The sequence below is a fragment of the Acuticoccus kandeliae genome (assembly GCF_003073115.1).
Genome location: NZ_QBBV01000002.1, coordinates 1,211,098 through 1,235,275, shown reverse-complemented (window position 1 = coordinate 1,235,275; position 24,178 = coordinate 1,211,098). Strand labels below are relative to the sequence as shown.

General features: G+C 71.9%; 10 protein-coding genes. 4 read left to right on the top strand and 6 right to left on the bottom strand.

Features of this window, described 5'->3' with window-relative positions; genetic code table 11:
* Positions 1 to 320 precede the first annotated feature (320 nt).
* Both DBV35_RS18365 and DBV35_RS18360 read left to right on the top strand, forming a co-directional pair.
* Positions 321 to 1,055 (top strand): SDR family oxidoreductase, encoded by a 735-nt coding sequence (locus tag DBV35_RS18365; RefSeq protein WP_108661744.1) that lies wholly within the window; start codon positions 321 to 323, stop codon positions 1,053 to 1,055.
* Between the two features lie 15 nt (positions 1,056 to 1,070).
* Positions 1,071 to 1,853, top strand: a complete 783-nt coding sequence (locus tag DBV35_RS18360) for an SDR family NAD(P)-dependent oxidoreductase (RefSeq protein WP_108661743.1) — start codon at positions 1,071 to 1,073, stop codon at positions 1,851 to 1,853.
* Between the two features lie 25 nt (positions 1,854 to 1,878).
* Here DBV35_RS18360 and DBV35_RS30685 read toward each other — a convergent pair whose 3' ends face one another.
* On the bottom strand, positions 1,879 to 2,595 hold the full coding sequence (locus DBV35_RS30685) for a haloacid dehalogenase type II (RefSeq protein ID WP_205648722.1): 717 nt from the start codon (positions 2,593 to 2,595) through the stop codon (positions 1,879 to 1,881).
* A 174-nt stretch (positions 2,596 to 2,769) separates the two neighbouring features.
* On the opposite strand from DBV35_RS30685, the gene DBV35_RS18350 reads away from it, so the two are divergent.
* Together DBV35_RS18350 and DBV35_RS18345 are read left to right on the top strand one after the other, a co-directional pair.
* A complete protein-coding gene (locus tag DBV35_RS18350) occupies positions 2,770 to 4,002 on the top strand; it encodes a cytochrome P450 (RefSeq protein ID WP_108661742.1) in 1,233 nt (410 codons plus the stop codon).
* Positions 4,003 to 4,195: 193 nt separating this feature from the next.
* Positions 4,196 to 5,317, top strand: coding sequence for a serine hydrolase domain-containing protein (locus DBV35_RS18345; protein ID WP_157961843.1), 1,122 nt, complete (start codon positions 4,196 to 4,198; stop codon positions 5,315 to 5,317).
* Here the strand turns inward: DBV35_RS18345 and DBV35_RS18340 are convergent.
* The 5 genes from DBV35_RS18340 to DBV35_RS18320 form a co-directional block, all read right to left on the bottom strand.
* Positions 5,235 to 8,972: a type I polyketide synthase gene (locus DBV35_RS18340; protein ID WP_108661740.1), complete on the bottom strand. Its 3,738-nt coding sequence runs from the start codon at positions 8,970 to 8,972 to the stop codon at positions 5,235 to 5,237. The two genes, DBV35_RS18345 and DBV35_RS18340, sit on opposite strands and share 83 nt — an antisense overlap.
* Entirely contained in the window at positions 8,969 to 18,616 is a 9,648-nt protein-coding gene (locus DBV35_RS18335; protein ID WP_108661739.1) for a non-ribosomal peptide synthetase, read from the bottom strand. The genes DBV35_RS18340 and DBV35_RS18335 overlap by 4 nt, the downstream gene beginning before the upstream one ends.
* Positions 18,613 to 20,394, bottom strand: a complete 1,782-nt coding sequence (locus tag DBV35_RS18330; protein ID WP_108661738.1) for a non-ribosomal peptide synthetase — start codon at positions 20,392 to 20,394, stop codon at positions 18,613 to 18,615. Before DBV35_RS18330 ends, DBV35_RS18335 begins: the two co-directional genes overlap by 4 nt.
* Positions 20,394 to 21,290, bottom strand: coding sequence for a diiron oxygenase (locus DBV35_RS18325; protein ID WP_157961842.1), 897 nt, complete (start codon positions 21,288 to 21,290; stop codon positions 20,394 to 20,396). The genes DBV35_RS18330 and DBV35_RS18325 overlap by 1 nt, the downstream gene beginning before the upstream one ends.
* 276 nt (positions 21,291 to 21,566) lie before the next feature.
* Complete coding sequence (locus DBV35_RS18320) at positions 21,567 to 24,134, bottom strand: amino acid adenylation domain-containing protein (RefSeq protein ID WP_108661736.1); 2,568 nt, start codon at positions 24,132 to 24,134, stop codon at positions 21,567 to 21,569.
* Positions 24,135 to 24,178: the final 44 nt, after the last annotated feature.

The following is a 24,178-nucleotide window of genomic DNA, read 5'->3' as shown; positions in this document are numbered from 1 at the left end:
CGCGCAGAAACGTATCATCATGTGATAATTGTCAAGCGACGACTCGCGCTCCAAACGCACATCACGATTTTCAGAAAAATCCGAAAATTTGATATTGTTGCGCTGCGAAAGCGGCCGTGTCGGGAAAAATACCAGCGAAAACGCGGGTCAAAAGTTTGCAATGTGAGACTTCTGGCGATCCAGTTGTGCACCGCCATGCTCCATGGCGAGGCCGATAAAACATCACAATGTGAGAAACTTGACATCGGTCAACCGAGCTGGCTACCCATCGTTCAGCCAAAGAGACCGGACTCGAGCCGGCAGTGCGTCGGGAGGAACCCATGGCAAGATCACGCAACACCTATGACCTCACGGGCCGCCGCGCCGTCGTCGCGGGCGGCGGGGGTGCCATCGGCGGCGCCATCGCGCGGCGATTCGCCGAGCTGGGCGTCGCCGTCGAGGTGTGGGACCTCGCCCTGCCCGAGGCGTGGCGCGATCGCGGCCGGGTCGTGGACGTGACCGACGCCGCCGCCGTCACCGACGCGATGAAGGCGGCGGCCGACACGCTCGGCGGTCTCGACATTCTCGTCTACGCCGCCGGCATCACCGGGCCGACGCGGACTGTGCGCGATTATGAGACGGCCGACTGGCTGCGCACGCTCGACATCAATCTGAACGGCGCCTTCTATTGCGCGCGGGCGGCGCTCCAGCACATGCGCCCCGACCAGCCGGGCCACATCATCATGCTCGCCTCCATCGCCGGGAAGGAGGGCAATCCCGCCATGTCCGCCTACTCCGCCGCGAAGGCGGGGGTGATCGCCCTCACCAAATCCCTCGGCAAGGAGCTGGCGCAGACCGGGATCCGCGCCCACGCCATCGCCCCCGCGCTGATCGAGACGAGCCTCCTCGCGCAGATGGACGAGGCGACGGTGAAGCTGAACCTCAGCAAGATCCCGATGGGCCGGCCGGGCTCGGCGGAGGATGTCGCCGAGCTCAGTGCCTGGCTCGCCTCGCCGGGGTGCAACTTCTCCACCGGCGCCGTCCATGACCTCTCCGGCGGCCGCGCGACCTACTGAGAAAGAACGGATCTCATGCAGAATCTGAAGGACAAGCCCGCCCTCGTGACGGGCGCGGCGCGCGGCCAGGGCCTTGCCGAGGCGAAGCTCCTCGCCGAACGCGGCGCCCGCGTCGTCATCGGCGACGTCTTGGAGGCGGACGGCGCGGCCGCGGTGGAGACGCTCCGCGCCGAAGGGCTCGACGTCCGCTTCATCAAGCTCGACGTGTCGTCCGAGGCGGACTGGGATGCCGCCCACGCCCTCTTCCGCGACACCTATGGCCGGCTCGACATCCTCGTGAACAATGCCGGGATCATCAATCGCACCTCGATCCGCGACACGAGCCTCGAGGCATGGCAGCGCCTCATCGACATCAACCTCACGGGCGCGTTCATCGGCATCAAGCGCATGGCCGATCTGCTGGCCGAGGGCGGCGGGGCGTCGGTGATCAACATCTCCTCGAACTCCGCCTTCAGCGGGCACTACGACCCCGCCTACACGGCGAGCAAATGGGCGCTGCGGGGCCTCACCCGCGCCGCCGCGATGGAATTCGCGCCGGCCAACATCCGGGTGAACGCGGTCTGTCCCGGCCTCGTCGTCACCGGCCTCAACGCGACGGCGCCGCACCTCCAGCCGATGATCGCGATGACGCCGCTGAAGCGGGCCGCCTCCGTGGAGGAGATCGCCCACCTCGTCGCCTATCTCGCGAGCGACGAGGCGGCCTTCGTCACCGGCGAGGATTTCCTGATCGATGGCGGCTTCATTGCGGGGGCCGCCTACCGCCGCGTCTCCGTGGAATCCGGCCTCTATCCCGAATAGGGACGGCCGCGGCGGGCGCGCTGCCTCACACGCCCATCTGGCGCGCGAGGTCGTTCATGTCCGCCGCGACGATGTCCCAATCGTCCTCCGGCACGAGGTCCTTGGTCTGGCCCTCGCCATGCTCGGTCGGGCGGGGGATGAAGGCGGTGCGCAGGCCGCATTCGCGCGCCGCGGCGAGGTCGTAATTGTGCGCGGCGCACATCATCACCTCGGAGGGCGCGGCGTACATCATCTTGCAAACGCCGAGATAGGTCTCCGGGTCCGGCTTGTAGTGGCCGAAGAGCTCGCATGAGAAGGCGTGGTCCCACGGGAGGCCCGCCGCCTTCGCCATGTTGACGAGAAGCGCGACATTCCCGTTGGAGAGCGGGCCGATCACATAGCGCGTCTTGAGGCGCGTCAGCCCGGCGACCGCGTCCGGCCAGGCCGCGAGGCGATGCCAGACGCGGTTGATGTGGTCGAGATCGGCGTCCGGAAGCGGCGGCGCGCCAAGGTCGGCGAGGACGTCGACGAGGCTTTCGCGGTGAAGGTCGTCGAGATTGGTCCACGGCAATTCGCCCGAACGCACGCGCGCCTTTTGCGGGTCGTAGCGGCCGCGCCAGAGGTCCGCGAGACGCGTCCAGTCGAGGTCGAGACCCCGCGCCGCGCCCCAGGCGGAGAGGTCCCGCACGATGCTTCCCCGCCAGTCGACCACCGTCCCGAACGTGTCGAAGACGATGACCTTCACCTCACTCTGAACACTCACGCGCCGCTCCCTCTGCCGTCCTTGTCGTTGCGGGCGCCACCATGCCCCTCGCGGGCGCGGCTGGCCATAGTTGGCGGGGCGGCGGACCCGTCTTCGGCCCGTTCGACTTGCGCCGAAGCAACTTGTGATGGCCTTCTTCGTTGTAAGAAACGCAATGATAGGCGAGGACGCACGATGGCGACGGCGCAGAGCGGGGGCAGGGAGCCCTTCTTCATCGACGATCCGGCGCTTCTCGACGACCCTTATGCGGCCTTCGCGCGGTATCGCGCTGAGAGCCCGGTCTACCACCACGCGCCGGTCGATCAGTGGTTCGTCTTCCGCCACGGCGACGTGTCGGACCTTTTTCGCGACCCGCGCCTCTCGGCCGACCGGATGAAAGGCTTCGTCGACCAGGCGCCGGAGGCGGTGCGGCCGGAGCTGCGCGCGATCGTGCCGCTGTTCGAATCCTGGACGATCATGAAGGACGGGCCGGAGCATACGCGGCTGCGCCACGCGCTGAACCAGGGCTTCAACGCCACCGCCGTCAAGGCGCTCGCCCCCCTGATCGAGGCGTCGGCGAACCAGCTCATCGACGAGCGCGTGCGCGACGGAAGGTTCGACGTCGCCGACGATTACGGCTTCCGCCTCCCGGCCCACATCCTTTCCGACTTCCTCGGCGTCCACGTGGAGGACCGCGACAAGATCATCGAATGGTCGGTCGATTTCGTGGACTTCTTCAACGAGATCCCGATCACCGAGGCGACGACGCACCGCCTCTCGCGCTCGGTCAGCGCGATGAACGACTACACGATGGACCTCATCAACGAGCGTCGCCGCTCGCCGAAGAACGACTTTCTCGGCACGCTCCTCGCGAGCGCGGACACGCCGGGCGGCCTCTCCGATACCGAGATCGTCGGCAACGCGATCCTCCTCCTCCTCGCCGGGCACATCGCCGTGCGCAACATGATCGGCAACATCTTCTTCCTGCTCGACGGCTTGCCCGAGGCGCGCGCGCAGCTCGACGCCAACCCGGCGCTCCTGGAGCCGATGGTCGACGAGGCGCTGCGCTTCGAGGCGCCCGTCACACTGATCCCGCGCGTCGCGCTGGAGCCGATCGAGGTCGCGGGCATCACCATCCCGGAGGGGGCACTCGTGCAGCTCTCGATCGCGTCCGCCAACCGCGACGAGACGCAATTTCCCGACCCCGACCGGTTCGACATCGCTCGCCGCCCCGGCCACATCCTGAGCTTCGGGCGAGGCCCCCACGGATGCGCGGGCGCGCACCTCGCCCGGATGCAGGGGGCGATCGCCACGCGCGTCCTTCTGGCGCGCTATCCCGCCATCCGCCGCGACGAGGACAAACCGATCGTCTGGTACCGGACGGCGGCCAATCGCGGTCCGATCAACCTACCGATGCGGGTCGACTGAGATGGCGGCGCGCACGATCCGGCCCTGCGGCGCGACAAGCCGCGTGCCGCAATGCTACGCTCTGGCGGACGTTTCGGGAGGCGGGACAATTCAGAAATTGCTTGAACCAGCGCGAGACCCTGCCGCGACGGTGCGCGCGGGGAGAACGCGGAGGCGCGGGGCGACCGTTCTCTGCGCGATCATGGGGGCGGCGATGGCGTGTGTTTCCACCCCGTCCGACGCGCAGGCCTTGTCGTCCGACCTCGAGGCGGCGATCGCAAAGCGCGTCGACAGTCTCGGCAAGGACGCCCCGCCGGGCTTCGCCTTCAGCATCGTGCGGCGCGGGGACGGCGAGATCTTCGCGCGGCGCACGGGGCTCGAGGACATCGAGCAGTCGCGCCCCGTGGTCGACGAGACGATCTTCCCCTTCGCCTCGATCACCAAGACCTTCACCGCGATCGCGATCATGCTCCTGGAGGAGGAGGGCAAGCTCTCGCTCGACGATCCGTTGTCGAAGACGATGCCGGACTTTCCGAACGCCGCCGCGATCACGCTGCGCGACCTCCTCGTCCACACCTCGGGCATCGCCGACTTCACCCAGATCCCGGCCTTCGACAACGACCAGTATCGCGACTGGACGCCGGACGAGCTGATCGCGCTCATCGAGAAGGCGCCGCCCGTCTTCGCGCCCGGCGCGAAGTGCGTCTACAACGACTCGGGCTACATCCTGCTCGGCCGCGTGATCGAGATCGTGAGCGGCGAGGCCTTCATGTCCTTCGTCGACGACCGCATCTCGACGCCGCTCCAGATGGACAGCGTCGCCCCCGGCGACGTGCACGCGCTCGTCGAGCACCGCGCGGCCGGCTACGTGAAGTCGGACACGGGCGAGTTGAACGAGCCGCAATACAGCCTCTCCGCGCCGTGGGCGGCCGGCGGGCTCGTCGGCGAGATCGGCGACCTCATGAAGCTCCCGCTCGTCCTGTGGGACGGCGGGCCCCTCATCAGCGACGCCTCGCGCAAGGCGATGCTGGCGCCGGCGATGCTGGCGGACGGCTCGGCGTGCAGTTACCCGCTGCCGGGCGGGTCGGGCAGCTACGGGCTCGGCCTCGAATTCGTGAACATCGCCCCGCTCGGCGACCACCGCGCGGTCGGCAAGAGCGGCGTCTTTCCGGGCTATAGCGGCTACTATGCCGTCATCGAGGGGACGGACTACGCGATCGGCGTGCTCGCCAACGAGGACGGCAGCCTGAACCTCATGGTCGAGATGGTTCTCGATATCGCGGCGCTTCTGATCGACGGGCCGGCCGCAGCGCCTGAGAAAGCCGCGCCGCAATAGGGCTGACCTCCGGCGCGTTCATCATCGACAGGTGGTCGCCCGCCACCTCGATCACGCGCACCCGGTCTCCGAGCCGTTCGACCCAGGGGCGCTCCGGGTGCGCCGGCATGTGGGGAAGGCGCGTCGCGGCGCGGAAGAAGATGATCTCGGGCACCGCGATGGGCGTGATCTCGTAGGCGCGCATCGCGTCGCTGTTCGCCGAGAAGATCCGCAGATGAAGGTCGAGCTCTTCGGGCGCGATCCCGCGCGGGAGACGGTCGCCGCACACCGCGATCAGCCGTTCGATCTGCGCGGCGCGCGGCAGCGGGCGCAATTCGTCGACCGGAATGTCCCGCCCGAGGAGCCCAGCGACATGGGAGACGGTGTCGGCGTCGGTCATGAGCGCGCGCGGGAGCGCGTCCATCGCCGGCGTGTCGATGAGGGCGAGGAGGGCGACCTCCTCCCCCTCGCGCGCGAGCTGGCGGGCGATCTCGTAGGCGAGCATCCCGCCGAATGAGGAGCCCGCGAGATGATAGGGCCCTTCGGCCTGGACGGCGCGCATCGCGGCGAGGAGGCGCGCGGCGTTCTCCGCGACATCCATCCGCGGCGTATGGCGGCCGTCGAGCGCGCTCGACTGGAGGGCGTAGACAGGCTGGTCGTCCGGCAGCGCGGCGGCGAGCGGCGCGTAGAGGTCGACCGTCCCGCCGACCGCGTGGGGGAGGAAGAGCGGCGCAAGCCCCGGCGCACCGGCCTTCAGCGCCACGAGCTCGAACGGGCGCGCCGTCGCCCCGTCCTTCACGCGGCGGGCGAGGGCCGCCGGCGTCGGCGCTTCGGCGAGGACGGAGGGGGAGAGGGCCGATCCGAGCCGGTGGTTCAGCGCGGCGACGATCCGCACCGCGAGCAGCGAGTCGCCGCCGAGCGCGTAGTAGTTGCTCTCCGGCTCGACCGCGCAGGAGAAATGCTCGCTCCAGAGTTGGCAGATCGCCGCGAGCGTCGCGTCCGCCGCGCCGTTGGTTGCGGGCATCGGGGGCGGGGCGGGAGCCTCCGCGTCCTGCCGCGCGGGTGCGCCGGGCGCGTCGATCCAGTGGCGAGTCCTGAGGAGCGGCGTCGGCGGGAGGGAGATGTGGCGCGCGTCGGGAGTGAGCTTGGCGGCGTCGAGCGGGAGCCCGGCGCACCACAGCGCGCCGAGCGCGGCGAGGGGCGCGGCAGGGTCGCCGTCGCCGAGCGCGCCGACGGCGGTGACGGCGACGCCCCGCGCCGCCGCGCCCTGGCGCACCTGGCTCGCAAGCGCGCCCTGGCCGAGCTCCACAAAGCGCGTGTGGCCCTCGGCGAGGAGCGTCGAGATGCCGTCCGCGAACCGCACCGGCTCGCGCATCTGCCGCGCATAGTGGCCGGGATCCGTCGCCGCGTCGGTGATCCAGCCTCCCGTCCGCGTCGTGATGGTGGGGATCAGCGGGCGGGAGAGGGCGACCCCCTCGACCGCGCGCTCCAGCGGGGCGAGGGCGGCGTCCATCATCGGGGAATGGAAGGCGTGGCTGACGGGGAGGCGGGTGAACGTCGCCCCGGCCGCCGAGAGGCGCTGCGTGAGCGCATCGATCGCGCGCGTCTCGCCCGCGATGACGGTGGCGTTCGGCCCGTTCAGCGCGGCGATGGCGAGCCCGCTCTCCCCGGCGATCCAGCCTTCCGCCTCCTTCGCCGCCATGCGCACGGCGACCATCGCGCCGCCCGGCAGGCGCTGGATCAGGGCCCCGCGCTGGACGACGAGGTGGAGCGCATCGGGAAGGCGCATCACCCCGGCGAGCGCGGCCGTCACATACTCGCCGACGCTGTGCCCGATCATCGCCGACGGCCGCACGCCCCACGCGCCGAGGAGCTTGGCGAGGGACCAGGCGAGCGCGAACCCTGCCGGCTGGGCAAACTCTGTCCGCTCCAGACGCGCCGCGTGCGCGCCCGCGTCCGCCTCCTCGCACAGGAGTGCCGGGGCGAGGTCGACGCCGAGCCCCCGCAGGATCGCGAGGCACTCGGAGAGCGCGTCGCCGAATACGGGTTCGGCCGCCGCGAGCCGTCGCGCCATCCCCGCGAGGCGGACCCCCTGGCCCGGCACGACGAACACCACGCCGTCCGATGTCGAGGGCGGTGACGGGCGCGCGTCGGACGGCGCGAATGCCGCGAGCTGCCGCACCGCGTCGGCGCGGTCACGCGCGACGATCGCGGCGCGCGTCACCATGGCCGGGCGGGCGTGGAGGAGCGTGTAGGCCGCGTCGCGCAGATCCGCTTTTGTTTCGCTGAGATGTTCGGCGAGGCCGTGGGCGAAGGCGGCAAGGGTTTCCGGCGAGCGCCCGCCGAGGGCGAGGAGAACGGGCCGGTCCGGCGCGACCCGTCGTGGCGGCGCGTTCGGGGCTGGCTCCAGGATGGCGTGCGCATTGGTGCCGCCCATCCCGAAGGAGCTGACCGCCGCCGCGCGCCGACCGTCGGCGCCGAACGGCTCGGGGCGGCCGGCGAGGCGGAAGCGGCCACCCTCGAGCGCCGCCCCGACCGCCGCGACATGGGCCGAGGGCGGCACCCGCCCGCGATCCAGCATCAGCGCGACCTTGATGAGCCCCGCGATCCCCGCAGCCGCGTCGAGATGGCCGATATTGTTCTTGACCGTGCCGAGCGTCACCGGCCGCTCCGCACCGCCGAGCGCGCGCCCGAGGGCGGCGAGCTCGATCGCATCGCCGAGCGCCGTTCCCGTCCCGTGCGTCTCCACATAGGCGATGTCGGCGGCATCGAGGCCGGAAGCGGCGAGCGCTTCGGCGACCACTTCGGTCTGCCCCGCGACGCCGGGCGCGGTGTAACCGACCTTCTGCGCCCCGTCATTGTTGACGGCGAAGCCTCTCAGGACGGCGTAGATATGGTCGCCGTCCCGCACCGCGTCGTCGAGCCGGCGCAGCACCACCGCGCCGACCCCGTTGCCGGGCACCGTGCCGTCCGCCGCCGGGGTGAAGGGGCGGCAGCGGCCCTCGGGCGAGAGGATGCCGCCGGAAAGGTGCCAGTAGCCGGCCCGGAGCGGCAGGGACACCGAGCTCGCGCCCGCGATCGCCGCGTCGCACTGCCCGTCGAGAAGGTGAGTCGCCGCCATCGCGACGGCGACGAGCCCCGTGGAGCAGGCCGTGTTGAGCGCGACGCTCGGCCCGGTGAGGCCGAACCGGTAGGAGACGAGGTTCGCGATCGCGCTCGACTGGTTGGCGAGCATCATCTGGAACGGGTCGTCATTCACCGTCGCCGGGTTGCCGAGAAGATGGGCGTGATAGTAGCTCGACACCGCCGACGCCCCGGCGAAGACGCCGATGCGCGCGCCCGCCGCCGCGTGGAGGAGGCCGGCATCCTCCAGCGCGTGATAGGCGCATTCGAGGAAGACGCGGTGCTGCGGGTCCATGAGCGCGGCGTTGCGCGGGCGGATATCGAAGAAGGCGGCGTCGAACGCGTCGGCCGCGTCGAGCACGCCCTTCACCGGGACGCGCGTCGCCCCTTCGGGCGCGGCCTCGCTCCAGCTGTCCTCCTCGCACCGTGAGAGGCTCTCCCGGCCGCCTTCGAGATTGCGCCAGAAGGCGAACGCGTCCGCGGCGCCCGGAAAGCGGCCGGCGAGCCCGGTGATGGCGATCGCGTCGTCGGGAAGGTCCGGATCGGTGCTCAAGATGGCTTGGGGCCGGTGCGCTTCAGCCGCCGCGCCTGCCGGCTCTTGTTGAGCGCCGCATTGCGGGCGGCGGGGGACTGGTCATCGGCCTCACCTTCTGCGGCGTCGGGCGCCGGGGCGGCGAGGATCGCGGCGAGCTGCGACAGGGTCGGGTTCTCGAAGAGGGTGAGGATCTCGACCTCGCGCCCGAGCCGCTCCGACAGGAGGGCCTGGACCCGCATCAGCCGAAGCGACGTGCCGCCGAGGTCGAAGAAGTTGCGTTCGCGCTCCACGCGGTCGATCTCGAGCACGCGCCGCCACGCATCGGCGACGATCTCCTCCATCTGCGCGACACTGGTCTCGGGCGCGTCGCCGATGGCCGTGTTGTCCTGATCGGGGGCGGCGGGCGGGGCGCCCGCGTCGAACCCGATGGCGATCGCGGGCCGCGCCCCTTGCGGATTGATCGCCTCTGCGAGCGCGCCGGCGGTGATCGCGGGGGAGTGGGCGGCGCGCGCGCAGAGCCGCGCCATCGACTGGGCGACCCATTCCATCGTCGCAGGGTCGAAGAGGTCCGCGTCGTATTCGAGGGTCCCCGCGTAGCCGCCGCCCGCCTCCTCGAAGGAGAGGGTGAGGTCGAATTTCGCGGTTTGCGTGTCGAGCGGGAGCGGGGTGATCGCGAGGCCGGGGGCGGCGAAGCCCTCGCCCTCGGCCGGGTTCTGCATGATCAGCATCACGGGCGTCAGCGGCGGGCGGTCCGGATGACGCGCCACCCGCGCAGCGTCGAGAATCTGGTCGAACGGCAGCGCCTCGTGCGCCATCGCGCCCGCGATGGCGCGGGCGGCAGCGGCGACAGCCTCGGCGAACGGCCGTTCCGGCGCGGCGATACCGGGGCGGATCGCGATCGTGTTCATGAAGAGGCCGAGCGTGTTGAGTTCGGCCGGATGGGTGCGGTTCGCGACGGGGGTCGCGATCACGAGATCCTCCGTCCCCGTCCAGCGCGCGAGGAAGAGCTGGAAGAGCGCGGCGAAGACGCCGAACGGGGTCGCGCCATTCTCCTGCGCGAGGGTGCGCAGCGAGGCCGCGACCTCGGGCGCCACCTGGAAATTCGAGAGCGCGCCGCGGCTCGCCGGGCGCGGCGGGCGGGGGTGGTCGGTCGGAAGGGCGAGGGCGGGCGCGCCCTCCAGCGTCGCCGCCCAATAGGCGGCGAGCGCCTCGCGCCGGGGGCCGGTCAGCCGCGCGCGCTCAGCCGCGGCGAGGTCGGCATATTGGAGGTCGGGCGTGTCCGCCGCGGGTGGTGTGCCGGCCATGATCTCGCGGTAGGTCCGGCCGAGCTCGCTGAGGAGGAGCTGCTGCGACCAGCCGTCCGTCGCGCTGTGGTGGAGGTTGAGGAGAAGGACGAACTCGCCCGCCCCGAGGCGCAGGAGATGGGCGCGGACCGGATGGTCGCGCGCAAGGTCGAACGGGGTGCGCGCGAGGTCGCCGAGCCGCTCGGCGAGCCGGGCCTCGCTGGTGCGCTCCATCTGGAGCGGGAAGGGCTCGGCCGGGTCGACGACCTGATGGAGGCGGCCCTCGGTCCGCACGATCCGCGTGCGCAAGATCTCGTGGCGCGCAAAGAGCGCGTCGAACGCGTCGCCGAGCGCGTCGGCGTCGAGCGGGCCCGCGATCCTCAGCGCCAGCGGCACGTTGTAGGCGGCCTTGTCGGCGATCATCTGGTCGAGGAGCCAGAGCCGCTCCTGGCCGAAGGAGACGGGGAGCGGCGCGGAGCGGTCGATCGGGCGGATCGCGGGCGCGGCCGCTTCGAGGAGGGCGGGGTCGCGCAGCGCGTCGGCGAGCGCGGCGGGCGTGCGGAGCGCGAAGACCTCGCCGACCGAGACGCTGCGGCCGAAGCGCTGGCCGAGCCGCGCGACGAGACGCACCGCGTGAAGCGAGTGGCCGCCGGCGGCGAAGAAGTCCGTGTTGCGGTGGATCACGGGCCCCAGGATCTCGGCCATCGCCGCGACGATCGCGGCCTCGGTCGCGTCGGCGGGCGCCTCGTTCTGGGCGCGCTCGGCGGCGGCCTCGGTCTGCGGCGCGGGAAGGGTGGCGCGGTCGACCTTGCCGGATGTGTTGAGCGGCAGCCGGTCGAGCCAGACGAAGCGGGTCGGGACCATCGCCTCGGGGAGCGAAGCGCGAAGCTGCGCCTTGACGGCCTCCTCGTCGCCCGGCGCGCCGCCGGTCGCAATGTGGGCGACGAGCTCGGTCTCGCCGCGGATCGCGCGGGCGGTGACGACGGCCTGCGCGACGCCCGGAATGCTTTCAAGCGCCGCTTCCACTTCGCCCGGCTCGATGCGGACGCCGCGCACCTTCACCTGGAAATCCGTGCGGCCGATATAGTGGAGCACGCCGTCGGCCGCGCGCACGACGCGGTCGCCGGTGCGGTAGAGCCGGCCCTCGCCGAACGGGTTCGGCACGAAGCGCTCGGCGGTGAGCTCGGGCCGGTTGCGGTAGCCGCGCGCGAGCTGGACCCCGCCGATCCACAATTCCCCCGGCACGCCGACCGGCACCGGCCGCATCGCCGGGTCGAGGACGAGGAGCGCGGTGTTCCAGACCGGCAGGCCGATGGGGACGACCGTCCCCGTCATGTCCGCGGTGCAGGGGTGATAGGAGACGTCGATCGCCGCCTCGGTCGGGCCGTAGAGGTTGTGAAGGCCGAGCGCGGGGAGCGCGGCGAGCGTGGTGCGCGCGAGATCGGCCGGCAGCGCCTCGCCGCTGCAGAACATGCGCGAGAGCGAGGTGAGCCGCGCAAGATCCACCGTCTCGACGAAGACGCGCAGCATCGACGGGACGAAATGCAGCGTGGTGATGGCGCGCTCGCGGATGAGGCGGGCGAGATAGGCCGGGTCGCGATGCCCGTCCGGCCGCGCGAAGACGAGCCGCGCGCCGGTGACGATCGGCCAGACGAACTCCCAGACCGAAACGTCGAAGGAGAAGGGCGTCTTCTGGAGGACGCGGTCGTCGGGCGTGATCGGATAGGCCGCCTGCATCCACAGGATCCGGTTCGCGAGGGCGCGGTGCTCGATCATCGCGCCCTTCGGCGTCCCCGTCGAACCGGAGGTGTAGAGGATGTAGGCGAGGTCGCCGGGGGCGGGCTCCGGCAGTGCGCAGGGCGGGGCCGCGCCATTCTCAGCGTCGACGAGGACGAGACGGTCCGCCGTGACGGGGACGGCGCCGGCGAGCCCGGTGTCGGTGACGATCAGCCGGGCGCCGCAATCTTCCGCAAGGAAGGCGAGGCGCTCGGGCGGGTGGTCCGGGTCGAGCGGGACGTAGGCGCCGCCCGCCTTCATGATGCCGAGGATCGCGACCATCATCCCGAGCCCGCGCCGCAGGCAGAGGCCGACCGCGGTGTCGGCGGTCAGCGGCGTGCCGAGGGCCTCGTGGGCCGCATGGAGACGCCATGCGAGGCGTGTCGCGGCGGCGTCGAGTTCGGCGAAGGTGAGCGTGTCGCCGGCATCGTCCTCGATTGCGATGGCGTCGGGGCGCGCCGCAAGCTGGGCCGCGAAGAGGTTGACGATGGTGGCGTCCGGGTCGACCGGCCACGCCGTCGCGTTGACGTCCTCGACGAGCGCCTGGCGCTCGCGCGGGCCGAGGATGTCGATGTCGGCGAGCCGCGCCTCGGGCTCGCCCGCGAAGGCGTCGAGGACGTTCGCGAGATGGCCGAGCATCGCGGCGATGCTGGCGGGGTCGAAGAGGTCGGAATCGAACTGGATCTTGAGCGTCAGCGCCTCGCCGGGGAGCGCCATCAGGAGGAGGGGGAAGCTCGTCTTGTCGGTGACGCGCGGCGCGCCGGCGCCGAGGACGGCGCTGCCGCCGCCGACATCGGGATAGTTCTCGAAGACGGTCGCCGCGTGGAAGAGCGGTGCGTCCGGCGGCAGGTGCAGGCTCGCCTCGATGTCGGCGAGGGAGACCGAGGCGTGGCGGCTCGCCATCTCGATCGCGTGGTGTGCGTCGCGCAGCGCCGTCGAGACGCGGTCCTCTGCCGCCCCCCTGATGCGGAGCGGGACGACGTTCGCGACGAGGCCGATGACGCCTTCGATGCCGGCGAAATCGTCGTTGCGGCCGGAGACGATGGTGCCGAACACGGTGTCGCCCTCGCGCCCGGCATAGCGGCCGAGGACATGGGCGAAGGCGAGCTGGATCACCGCGTTCAGCGTGACGCGCTCGGTGCGGGCGAGGTGCGCGAGGCGGGCCGAGAGCGCCGGCTCCAGGACGATGCCCTCCTCGCCGAGCGTGGCGATCGGGCGGTGCTTGCCGAGGGTCGCGCCCTGGCGCGCGATCGCGAGGTCCGTCGGCCCCTCGATGCCGTCCAGTGTCTCGCGCCAATAGTCGAGCGCGGCGGCGGTGTCGCGGGCGCGGAGCGCTGCGGCGTAGGCGGCGTGTCGCGCGGGCTCGGCCGGCGCGCGCGTGCCGGCATAGAACGCGCCGAGCGCGTCCATGAGGAGGGGGACCGACCAGCCGTCCATGATGATGTGGTGGTGGGTCCAGACCATCACCCAGTCGTCCGCCGCGCGGCGCACCAGCGTCACCCGGAAGGCGCCGGCCTCGGACAGGTCGATGCCCCGGGCGCGGTCGGCCGCACGCACCTCGTCGAGCGCCGCGTCCGGGGACTGGCCGTGCGCGATGCGCGGCGCGAGGTCGACCACGCGGAAGGCGACATTCCCCTCCCGCTCGATCACCTGGACCGGCGCGTCGAGGCCCTCCCAGGCGAAGCGCGTGCGCAGCGCCGGGGTCGCTGCCGCGAGAGCGTCCCAGGCGGCGCGCATCCGCTCGGGGTCGAGCGCGGCGGCGCACTCCCACGCGAACTGCACGATGTACTGGTCCGATTGCGGGCTGTGGAGGGCATGGAAGAGGAGGCCTTCCTGCAGCGGCGTCAGCGGTGCGATATCCTCCGGCGCGCTGCCCGGATGGGCCAGGATCGCGTCGAGTTCGGGCCGCGTGAGCGTGACGTGGGGGAAGTCGCCCGGCAGGAGACGCACATCGCGCCGGCCGCGGCAGTGGGCGACGACGGCGCGCAGGCGCGTCTCCACGGCGTCGGCGAGACGCGCGACCCAGCCCTCCGGGGCCCGCCCATCATCGACGAAGCGGAACTCCAGGCACTCCTCGATCACGACGGCGGTGACGTCGAGCGCGCTCGCCGGGCGGTTCCGCGGCGAGACCATCGCGCCGGGCGGCTCCTGCGCCAGAGCCCACCCATCGGGGACGGAGGAATCGAGCTGGCCGAGATAGTTGAAGAGCACGTCAGGCTCGCGCGCCGCGAGCCCGTCGCGCACCAGCCCGTAGCTGAGGCCGTTGTGCGGGATCCGGCGCATCGTCTCCTTGACGGTGAGGATCGCCTCCTCCGTGCCGCTGGACCCGATCGCGGCGAAGCGCACCGGGAAGCGCGTCGTGAACCATCCGACGGTGGAGGAGACGTCGGGCCCGACGAACGCCTCGCGCCCGTGCCCCTCCAGGATGATGGAAGCGTCCGGCGCGCCGCACGCGGCGGCAAGCGCCGGGGCGAAGGCGGCGAGGATGAGCTCGTCGGTCCGCGTGCGGTAGGCGTCCGCGCATTCGCGCAGGAGCGCGCGGCTCGTCGGGCGGTCGAGGCGCAGGGTCATGGACCGGGGCTCGGCGCGCATCGATGACGCGTCGGCGGTCGGGAGCGGCCCGGCGGCCTCCAGCATCGTCGCCCAGAAGGGGCGCGTCTCGGCCACCTCGCGGCGGGTGGCGGCGGCGTCGAGCGCGCGCGACCAGGCTGCGAACGGGGCGGTCGGGGCGGGGAGCGGCGCACCGTGATGGGCGAGGAGGGCGGCAAGCTCGCCGACGAGGATGCGCCAGGAGACGATGTCGACCGCGAGGTGATGGATCGCGAGGAGGATGCGCGGCGCACCGTCCGCCGCGCCGCTCACGAGGGCGGCCGCGACGAGCGGGCCGGAATGCGGGTCGAGCCCGGCCTGAAGCGCGGTCAGGCGGTCCTGCAGGCTCTCCTCCGGCGTCGCAGCGATGGCGGCGATGTGGGCGAGGTTCGGAGCATCCGGCGGGGCGATCTCGACGCGCCAGCCGTCCGGGCCTTCGGCAAAGCGCTGGCGCAGCGCGTCGTGGCGTGCGGCGAGCGTCGCAACCGCTTGGCCGAGCGCGTCGAGCGAGACAGCGCCCGGCGGCACGAGGAGGAAGGCCTGGTTGAAGTGGGCGGGCTCGGCGAGATCGAGCCCGAAGAACCAGCGCTGGATCGGCGTGAGGAGCGGCGGGCCGTCCGGCACCGCGGCGGACGCGGCGGCGGGGGCCATGTCGGCGAGCCGGCGCGCGAGGCGGGCGACGGTCCGCGCCTCGAAGATGTCGCGCGGGGCGAAATGGAGCCCCGCCTCGCGGCACCGCGCGACCACCTGGATGGTGAGGATGGAATCGCCGCCGACCGAGAAGAAGTCGTCGTCGACGCCGATCGCGTCGCTGCGCAGGACGCTCCGCCAGATCGCGAGGACGCGCGCCGCGACATCGTCGTCCGGCACCGCCGTCGCGGCGTTGGGGGCGGCCGATGAAGTGGGCGGGGGCAGCGCGCCGAGGTCGATCTTGCCGCTGGTGTTCACCGGCATCCGCTCGAGTGGGACGAAGGCGCTCGGCACCATGTAGGCGGGGAGCGTCCGTTCGAGCCGCGCCCTGAGGTCGGCCGGCTCGACCGCGCGGCCCGGCCGGCACGTGTACCAGGCGACGAGACGCGGGTGGCCGTCCGCATCGTGGAGGATGCGCACGACCTGTTGGAGGAGGGCCGGCTCCTCGCCCATCGCCGCCTCGATCTCGCCGGGCTCGACGCGGAAGCCGTGCAGCTTCACCTGCCGGTCCATGCGGCCCATGAAGTCGAGGCTGCCGTCGCGCCAGCGCACGAGGTCGCCGGTTGCGTAGAGCCGGTGCGCGAAGGTTTCCCCGGTGACGGGATGGGTGAAGACGTGCTCGGCGAACTTGCGCGCCGTCGCGTCCGGATCGTTGAGATAGGCGCGCGCGAGGCCGTCGCCGCCGACATGAAGCTCGCCGAGGACGCCCTCGGGCACCGGCCGGCCGGTCTCGTCGAGGACGAAGGCGAGGGCGTTCGAGATCGGCCGCCCGATCGGGACCGCGCGCGCATCCGGCGAAAGATGCGTGATCGGGTGGATGGTCGAGAAGGTGGTGTTCTCGGTCGGGCCGTAGCCGTTCACGACGCGCTGCGGCGCGCCGGCGGGGGAGGCGAACACCGCTCGCACGCTGTCCGGGTCGAGCGCGCTGCCGCCGGCATAGAGGGCCTTGAGACCGGCGAACATGTCCGGCCGGTGGGCGGCCATCTGGTCGAAGAGGGCGGCCGTCAGCCACAGATAGTCGACCTGCTCGTCGGCGAGGCAGTCCGCGAGGGCGTCTGGGTCGAGGAGCGTGTCGTGCGAGACGACGACGAGCGTCGCGCCGTTGAGGAGCGCGCCCCAGATCTCGAGCGTCGCCGCGTCGAACACCGCGTTCGACGCGAAGGCGATGCGCTCGCCAACGGCAGGGGCGATGACGTTCGACCCGCGCACGAGCCGCACCACCGCGCGCTGCGGCACGAGGACGCCCTTCGGCATCCCGGTCGTGCCGGAGGTGAAGCAGACATAGGCGAGGTCGTCCGCCGTGCGGGGCGGGAAGGCGGTTCCGTCCGGTGCATCCGTGACGGTGTCGAGCGCGAGGAGAGGGGCGGTGCCGGTGGCGATCGCCTCCGCCTCGTCGGTGCGGGTCGCGACGAGGAGGGCCCCGGCGCGGGTCTCCTCGATCATCCGGCGCGCCCGCTCGGCGGGGTAGAGCGGGTCGATCGGCACATACGCCGCGCCCGCCTTCAGGACGCCGAGGATCGCGGCGAGGAGGGGTGCGCCGCGCGCCATCCTCAGCGCGATCATCGGCTCCGGCCCGCTGATCATCCCGCGCGCGTGGAGCGTCGCGGCGATCCTGTCGGCCCATGACGAAAGCGCCGCGTAGGTGATGTCGACACCCTCGTCGCGCACGGCGACGGTGTCCCCGTACGCGGCGGCGACCGCCTCGAAGAGGGCGCTGAGGGTGGCCTCGCGCGGGTAGGACGTAGCGGTCCGGTTGGGGGCGAGGACGGTCGCCTCGAACGCCGCCGGGGTGAGGAGCGTGCTGCCGCACACCAGGGCGCCGGGTTCGGCGGCGAAGGCTTCGAGAAGGCGGCCGAGATGGGCGCTGAGCCGCTCGATCGTCGCGCGATCGTAAAGGTCGGTCGCGAATTCGGCGCGGCCGGCGAGGCCGTCCTCGGTGGGGGTCAGCGAGAATGTCAGCTCGAATTTCGCGATGGGGAGGTCGGCCTCCGGATCGACATTCACGTCGAGCCCGGCAAAGCGCGGCGCCGGGCCGGCGCTCGCCGACTGGAAGACGAGGACCGCCCGCTCCAGCGCCGTCCGGCCCGAGGCCTCGCGTGCGATGCCCGCGTGTCGCACGATGTCGGCGAAGGGCACGATCTCGGCCGACTGCGCGTCGGCGAGCCGTTCGGCGACGCGGTCGAGAAGCGCGGTGAAGGCCTCGCTCCCCGCCTCGGTATTGTCGCGCAGCGGGAGGAGGTTCACGAAATAGCCCGCCATGTCCGCGAGCTCGCGCTTCGAGCGGCCGGCGACGGCGGTGAGGATCGTCACGTCGCTCTGGCGCGCGTGGATGCGCAGGAGCCCGACAAAGGCGGCGGCGACGACGCTGAAAAGGGTGGTGCGATGCCCGCGCGCGAGCCGTTCGAGCCCGGCGACGACGCTGCGCGGGATGTGGAAATGATGATGGTCGCCGCCGTCGCACCGCGCGCCGGCGCGCGGCCGGTCGGTCGGCAATTCCAGCGGCGACCAGCCCGACAGCGTGTCCGCCCAATCCTGCGCGAGCGGCGCGATGGCGTCGCCCGCCAGCGCTTCGCGCTGCCACAGCGCGTAGTCGGCATATTGGAGGCGCGGGGCGGCGAGCGCGCCCGGCCCGTCGCTGTAGAGGAGGCCGAGTTCGCGGGCGAGGAGGGCGATCGTCCACCCGTCGCTCACGAGATGATGCTGGAGGATGAGGAGGGTGTGGTCCGCCGGCCCGTGCCGGAAGAGGACGGCCCGCACGAAGGGTCCCCGGTCGACGGAAATGGGGGCAAGGGCGATCCGCTGGATCGCGGCCGGCAGCGCGTCCGGCGCGACCTCCGCGATGTCGAGCGTCACGGGGGACGGGACGCACACGCGCTGATAGGGCGTGCCGTCCTCCTCCACGATGATCGTGCGGAAGGCCTCGTGCCGGGCGAGGAGGGCGGAGAGCGCGGCTTCGAGGCGCGCGATGTCGAGCGGGCCGGCGAGGCGCAGGAGCGTCGGCGTGTGGTAGGTCGGCAGCGCGTCGGGGCCGAGCGAGAGAGACAGCCAGAGCGCGTGCTGCTGCGCGCTGAGGGGGACGCGATCCCGCTCAGTGCGCGGCATGATCGGCCCGGCAAGGCGCGCGCGCACGCGTTCGGCGGCGAGATAGCGTGCGATCGCCGGCGCGTTGGCGGAGAGATAATGCGCGCGCTCATCGTCGAGCGCGGCGGGGCCGGAGGCGTGCGGGAGGCCGCCAGAGGAAAGCGAGAGATCGAAGCCGTCGTCGAGCAGGCTGTCGACGAAATCCTCGATCTCGAACGCCGCCCCCACGGCCCCCGCACTCATGCCGCCGGCCCGGACTTGCGGCGGGAATCCACGAAGGCGGCGAGCGCGGCGAGGTCGGGCAGCTTGCGGAAGCGGGCGGGCATCAGCGTCGTCCCGTACCGCTCGTTGACGGTGACGAGCAGCTCGCTGAGGCGGAGCGAGTCGCCGCCGAGCGCGAAGAAGCTGTCGGACGGCGCGACCGACGGCACCTTGAGAAGCTGGCACCAGAGCGCGCCGATCTCGGCCTCGGTCCCGGTCATCGCTCCGGTCGCGGCGGGGCGGGCGGCGGCGTCGGCGGCCTCCCGCGCGGCGAGGGCGGCGAGCGCGGTCCGGTCGAACTTGCCGCTGACGGTGAGCGGGAGGTCGGCGAGGGGGATGGTCTCGGAAGGCAGCATCGCGGCCGGCAGCCACGCCATCAGCGCCTCGGTGAGGCGGGCCGGCGCGACCGGCTCGCCGGTCGGCACGTAGAAGGCGACGAGGCGGCGCGCATTGTCCTCGCCGAAGGCGATGACGCAGGCCTGCGCGACCCCCTCGACCCGCTCCATCGCCCGGCCCACCTCGTCGAGCTCGACGCGGTGGCCGGAGATCTTCACCTGGTTGTCGATGCGGCCGAGGAAGGTGAAAATGCCGGGCGCCGTGACGCGCACGCGGTCGCCGGTGCGGAACACGCGGTCGCCGGGGAAGGCGGGGCCGGTGAGGAAGCGCGCGGCGGTGAGTTCGGGCCGGTTGAGATAACCCCGACTGACGCCCGCCCCGCCGATATAGAGTTCGCCCTCGCCCCCGACCCCCACCGGCTCGCCGCTTTCGGACAGCACATAGAGGGTGGCGCCGGGCATCGCGCTGCCGATCAGCGTCGCGGGCGTCTCTGGCGTGAGGTCGGCGCAGGCGGCGCACACGCTCGCCTCGGTCGGCCCGTATCCGTTCAGCATCTGCCGGCCGGCCGACCAGCGGGCGACGTCGTCGGCCGAGCAGGTGTCTCCGGCTGTCACCAGGAGGCGCAGGTTCGGGAGCGGCACGTCCGGGAGCTTCGGCAGGAGCGCCGGCGGCAGCGTCGCGAGGCTCACCCTCTCGCGGGCCATGAGGTCGACGAGCGCGGCCGGATTGCGCCGCACCTCGGGGGCCACGATGACGAGCGCGCCGCCGCAGGAGAGGATCCCGAACGTCTCCCAGATCGCCGCGTCGAAGCTGATGGAGGCGAAGGCGAGGCCGCGATCCTCGCCGCTGAAGCCGACGCGGTCGAGGCAGCCGTGGATGAGATTGACCGCGTTGCGGTTCTCGATGACGACGCCCTTCGGCGTGCCGGTGGAGCCGGAGGTGTAGATCGCGTAGGCCGCGTCCGCGGGGTCTGCGGCGTGGGGCGCGGCCTCGCCCTCGAAGGCGAGCGCGTCGGCGAGCGCGATCCGCTCTCCTTCATACGCCCCGCCCAACGCACCGTCCTCGATGAGGAGCGCCGCGCCGGAATCGGCGAGCACGAAGTCGATGCGCGATTGCGGCTGCTCAGGGTCGATCGGCAGATAGCAGGCGCCGGCCTTCATGATGCCGAGCATCGCGGCGACTGTGCCGAAACCGGGCGGCATCGAGAGGGCGACGATCCGGTCGCGCCGCGCCGGGCCGAGCCGGCTCGCCACCGCGGCGGCCACGCGATCGGCGAGCGCGTCGAGTTCGCCATAGGAGACGTGCCGCGCGCCGTCGACGATCGCGAGGCGGTGCGGCTCGCGCGCGGCGATCGCGGAGACGAAATCGCCCGGCGTCCGGGCGGCGGTCCGCTCGAAGGTGGCGGGGGGCGAAAGGTCGGCCATCACGCGCCCCGCGCGATCAGCCCGGCGTGCCAGAAGGCTTCGCGGGTCGGCGCGTCGGACATGATCCCCGCGGTCTGGAGGAGGCGCACGATGTTGCCGAGCATCGGGTGATCCGGCCCGAGCGTGAAGCCGTCATGGCAGTCCTCGACGATCTCCTGCGCCTCCTCGTGGGAGAAGCCGAACGTGCCGAGGACGGCGAGGTCGAATTGCTGCTCGATGCCGACGCCGAGATAGCGGATCAGGAAGGCCGGCAGCGCCCGGCCGAGGATCGCGCGCCGCTCGGGGTGCACCTGGCGCCAGAACTCGCCGAGGAAGGTCTGGAAGAAGCCGGAGTGCTGCGCCTCGTCGCCGAGATGGTCGGAGAGGGACAGGCGGAAGGCGTCGTCGAGCTTGCGGTCGGAGCGCAGGTCGATGATTTCGCGGGTGAGCGTGTTCTCGGCGATCGCGACGGCGATCAGCTCGAACTCGTCGTGGAATTCGTGCGGCAGACGCCCGAGCGTCTCGGCGAGGGCGACGGAGAGCTCGGTCTCCTTGGGATGGGCGATCGGGGGCGCGGCGCGAAGCTGGGAGAGCTGGTCGAGGAAGTCCCGCGCGACATAGGCGTGATAGTTTTCGTCCGTCACGACCGTGAGCGCGACCTGCTGAAGCTTGCGCGAAAAGTCGTAGGGGGTGCGGCCGTTGGCGATCCGCGTGGTAATCCGGCAGACGACTTCCGTCTCAGTCAGCGCGATATCTTCCATATACTTGTAGCACGACTGAAGAAGGATGCCGGACACGACATCCTCCCCGCGCGCGATCACGGCGGGATGGATGCACAGGGGTTGGCGGAAGAGGGGGTAGTGGTGGCTGTCGCCGTTCACCTCGGGGAGCGCGCGGCGCGGCGTCGAACGCACCATCGCCTTTTTCTCCCAGCGCGCGATGTAGGCATCAAAGGCGTTCGCGTCCAAAGTCTCATCTCCCCAACGTCAAAGTTGGCGCTTCGATTCTGTCCGGCCGATTTCGCCGGTGTTCGTCGTGCCCGAAGGCCCGCGGCGACTTCGCTTCTTCGACTTCATCGTCCCCGAGAAGGACGTACGCTCGGCACCCGTTTACGGATGTCTCAACTGCGACGCAAATTACATATTTGCTATACAATTTTGAGACGCGAAGCGCGACGTTCAACTTAAATTTATTCAAGAAACCAAGGTGGATGACGCGATGCGTCCCTCCTGCGCGGCGAGGATAGCTTGCGCGAGGTCGGCGACGTGCGGTGGCCGCAATATCGACGTGTGCGTGCCCCCGACGAAGACGAGGTCGAGCGTGCCGTCGACGAGGTCGCCCCAGCCGAGCCGGTCGTCGGCGACCTTCACCGGATTGTCGGCGGCGCGGATGAGGACGGCGTCGCCCGGAAGCCGACCAGGCTCGAACGCGGACCCGGCGCGGAAGCATCCGGCGACGACGGCCGCGAGGCGCTTCGCCTGCGCCGCCTCGAAGTCCGGAGGGAAGACGCCGATCTCGACCGCCCGGGCGACGAGGGTCTCGATGTCCTGCGCGGCGTCCGCCGGCGCGCCGCCGAGCGACCACACCTCGCTATAGAGGCGGATGAGACGGCCGATGATGTCCATCTCGCCGATCGCGTCCATCTGGTGGCGCACCGGCGCGTCAATGAAGACGGGCGGGGCGACATTCTCGCCGGCCGCGATCAGCTGCACCGCCATCTCGAAAACGACGGAGGCGCCGAACGACCATCCGGCGAGGCGCCACACGCGCGGTGCAAGCCGCTCGCGCACCGCCTCGATATAGGCCCGCGCCATGTCCTCGATCCGGTCGTTGGCCGGTGGGCCGTCCTTGGCGAGGCCGACCGCCTGGAGGCCGTAGACCGGGCAGCGGCCCGAAAGGGTGCGCGCGAGGTCGACATAGGCGAGCACCGTCCCGCCCGCCGGATGGACGAGGAGGAGGGGCGGCCCGTCCCCCTCCGAGGAAAGGGCGGTGAGGGGGGAGGCGGCCGTTCCGTCCCCGTCGCGCGCCGCGCGCACCGCCATCGCGAGCCGCTCCACCGTCGCATTCTCGGCGAAGGCCTCCAGCGGGAGCGTATGGCCGAGATCACGGCCGATGCGGGAGGCGACCTGCGCGGCCATCAGCGAGGTCCCTCCGAGGCGGAAGAAGTCGCTGCGCACGCTCGGCGGCGCGATGCCCAGAACGTCCCGGAAGGCGGCGGCGAGGGCGATCTCGATCTCGTCGCGCGGGCCGATCTGCGCCTCGCCGTCGAAACCCTCGGCCTCCCGGTCGGGGGCCGGGAGGCGCGCCCGGTCGATCTTGCCGTTCGGCGAGACCGGCAGCGCGTCGAGCGTCACGATGCGGGCGGGGCGCATGTAGGCGGGGAGGTGCCGGGCGAGGTGGGCGCTGAGCCCGTCGCGATCGATGGCGGCCCCGTCCTGGCCGACACAATAGGCGAGGAGGTGGGCGGCCGGACCCTCGCCCGCGAGGATGACGGCCGCCGCCGCGACGCTCGGATGGGCGCAGAGGACAGCCTCGACCTCGCCGGGCTCGACGCGGTGGCCGCGCACCTTGAGCTGCGAATCGAGGCGGCCGAGATAGTCGATCTCGCCGTCGGCGCGCCAGCGGCCGCGGTCGCCGGTGCGATAGAAGCGGCCGCCCTCGCGCGTGACGAACCGCTCCGCCGTCAGGTCGGGCTGGCCTAGATAGCCGTCGGCGACGCCGATCCCGCCGATGAGGATCTCGCCGGTCTCGCCCACTGCGACCGGCGCGCCGGCCTCGTCCACGATCTCGATCCGTGTGCCGCTCATGGGCGTGCCGATGCTCGGCGGCGCGCCGTCCGGGCGGCAAAGGCCGATGGTCGCGCAGACCGTCCCCTCGGTCGGGCCATAGGCGTTGAACACGGTGTGGCGCGCGCAAAGCCGCCCGACGAGGGCCGCCCCCGCCGGCTCGCCCGCGAGGATGATGGTCATCCCCTCCGGCAACATCCGGCCGGGCATCGCTGCGGCGACGGACGGGGGCAGGGTCACGTGGGTGATCGCGCGGTCGGCGAGGAGTGCGGCGAGCGGCTCGACCGGCAGACGGGCGGCGCGCGGGGCGACGTGGAGCGCCGCGCCGGCATAGAGGGCGACCGCGATCTCGGCGACCGCCGCGTCGAAATTGAGGGAGGCGAATTGCAGGATCCGGCTCTCGCCTGTGACGGCGAAGATCTCGCCCTGCGCCCGCGCGAGATTCTCGATGCCGCGATGGGGCACGAGCACGCCCTTCGGCCGGCCCGAGGAGCCGGACGTGTGGATGACATAGGCAAGGTCGGCGGGGCTCACCTGGTCGCGCGCGTCCGTCGAATTGGGCGCGCCGGCCGCATCCCGCTCCAGCGCCGCCCGGTCCACCGGGTCGAGGCGCAGCGTCTCGCCACCGTGGGCGGGGAGGGAGGCCGCCGCCGCGGCGGAGGCGAGCACCGCGCGGGGCGCCGCGTCGGCCAGCAGGAGGGCGGTCCGCTCCGTGGGGTAGGCCGGGTCGAGCGGCTGGAAGGCCGCGCCGCAGGAAAGGATCGCGAGGATGGCGATCACCGCCTCGCCCGCATCCTCGGTGGAGATCGCGACGATCGTGCCGGGGCCGACGCCAGCCGCCTGAAGGCGCGCGGCAAGGCGGGCCGCGCCGAGATGGAGCGCCCGGTAGGAGAGCGCCCCCGTCTCGTCGACCAAGGCGGGCGCCGTCGGCCGCTCGGCCGCATGTTGCCCGACGATCTCATGTAGCAATGGCACGGTGCCCAGTCTCCGACCTTCGTCGATGGCCCTTCGCCGCTGCC

Bases quoted from the DNA above. Each gene is read 5' to 3' on its own strand.
- DBV35_RS18345 (WP_157961843.1), top strand. From the start codon at position 4,196: ATGGCGTGTGTTTCCACCCCGTCCGACGCGCAGGCCTTGTCGTCCGAC.
- DBV35_RS18350 (WP_108661742.1), top strand. From the start codon at position 2,770: ATGGCGACGGCGCAGAGCGGGGGCAGGGAGCCCTTCTTCATCGACGAT.
- DBV35_RS18365 (WP_108661744.1), top strand. From the start codon at position 321: ATGGCAAGATCACGCAACACCTATGACCTCACGGGCCGCCGCGCCGTC.
- DBV35_RS18325 (WP_157961842.1), bottom strand. From the start codon at position 21,290: ATGGTGCGTTCGACGCCGCGCCGCGCGCTCCCCGAGGTGAACGGCGAC.
- DBV35_RS18360 (WP_108661743.1), top strand. From the start codon at position 1,071: ATGCAGAATCTGAAGGACAAGCCCGCCCTCGTGACGGGCGCGGCGCGC.
- DBV35_RS18330 (WP_108661738.1), bottom strand. From the start codon at position 20,394: ATGGCCGACCTTTCGCCCCCCGCCACCTTCGAGCGGACCGCCGCCCGG.
- DBV35_RS18335 (WP_108661739.1), bottom strand. From the start codon at position 18,616: ATGAGTGCGGGGGCCGTGGGGGCGGCGTTCGAGATCGAGGATTTCGTC.